Origin of the sequence: Kitasatospora sp. NPDC093102 (genome assembly GCF_040683915.1) — a bacterium.
Taxonomy (GTDB): domain Bacteria; phylum Actinomycetota; class Actinomycetes; order Streptomycetales; family Streptomycetaceae; genus Kitasatospora.
The window spans coordinates 1-1,104 of the sequence record NZ_JBFBFA010000151.1; the positions used below are offsets into that span (position 1 = coordinate 1).

General features: G+C 69.1%; 1 pseudogene. It reads right to left on the reverse strand.

Annotation, left to right across the window (positions count from 1 at the left end):
* A pseudogene (locus AB0O11_RS39415) lies at positions 1-1,035 on the reverse strand (IS3 family transposase); the annotation flags it as partial.
* Positions 1,036-1,104 lie beyond the last annotated feature (69 nt).

Consider the following 1,104-nt stretch of genomic DNA (forward strand, 5'->3'; position numbering starts at 1 on the left):
TCAGTCCTTGCCACAGGCTCTCGGCCAGAGCGTTGTCGTAGCTCGAGCCGACCCGGCCCATGCTCCTGCGGATCCCGTGCCGGTCGCAGACCTCGGCGAACGCGGCCGAGGTGTATTGCGAGCCGCGGTCCGAGTGGAAGATCACCCCGGTCACGTTCCCGCCCCGGGCGGCCACGGCGGCCTCCAGAGCGTCGATGACCAGCTCGGCGCGCATGTGTGGGGCCATGGACCAGCCGACCACCCGCCGCGAGCACATGTCGATGACCGAGGCCAGGTAGAGCCAGCTGCTGCCGACCTGGATGTAGGTAATGTCGCCGCACCAGCGTTGATCGAGTCCGGCGGCGGTGAAGTCCCGGCCGATCAGGTCCGGGGCGGGCGGCGCGACCAGGTCCGGGACCGTGGTGCGCTTGCGGCGCCGCAGGTGGCGGCCGACGATGTGACGCTCGCGCATCAGCCTCGCCACCCGCTTGCGGTTGACCGTGTGCCCGAAGCCGCGAAGCTCGGCGTGGACCCGCCGGGCCCCGTAGGTCTCCTTGTGCTCGGCGTGGATCTCGCGGATCTCGGCAACCAGGGCCTCCTCCTCAAGTCGGCGCTCGGCGCGGGCCTCGGCGCCGGCCTGCCATCGGTAGTAGCCCGAGCGGGAGACCTCCAGCACCCGACAAAGCCGCTGGACGCCGAACTCGTCGGCGTTGTCGGAGATGAAGTCCCAGCGGCGGGACGTCACTTCATCTCCTTGGCAAAATAGGCGGCTGCCCGGCGCAGGATCTCGCGTTCCAGCTGCCATTCCTTCTCCGCCTTGAGAAGACGCGCGTTCTCTGCGCGCAGCCGAGCCAGTTCCACCTCCGCGCTCTCGGCCTGCGGCCCGCCACCCGGGGTGCCCGCCCCATCGGCCTCACGCACCCACGCACGCAACGTCTCGTGGTTGACGTTCAAGTCGTCGGCGACCGCCTTGAACGACCGCCTGCCCGCCGATGCCCGCCACAACGCGACCGCATCCGCTCTGAACTCCGGACTGTACTTCGAGGGACGTCCCACGTGGATCTTCACCTTCCTGGACCAACGAGATCCATTCTCAGGTGTGTCCACACCGCGGGGGTCACCTCA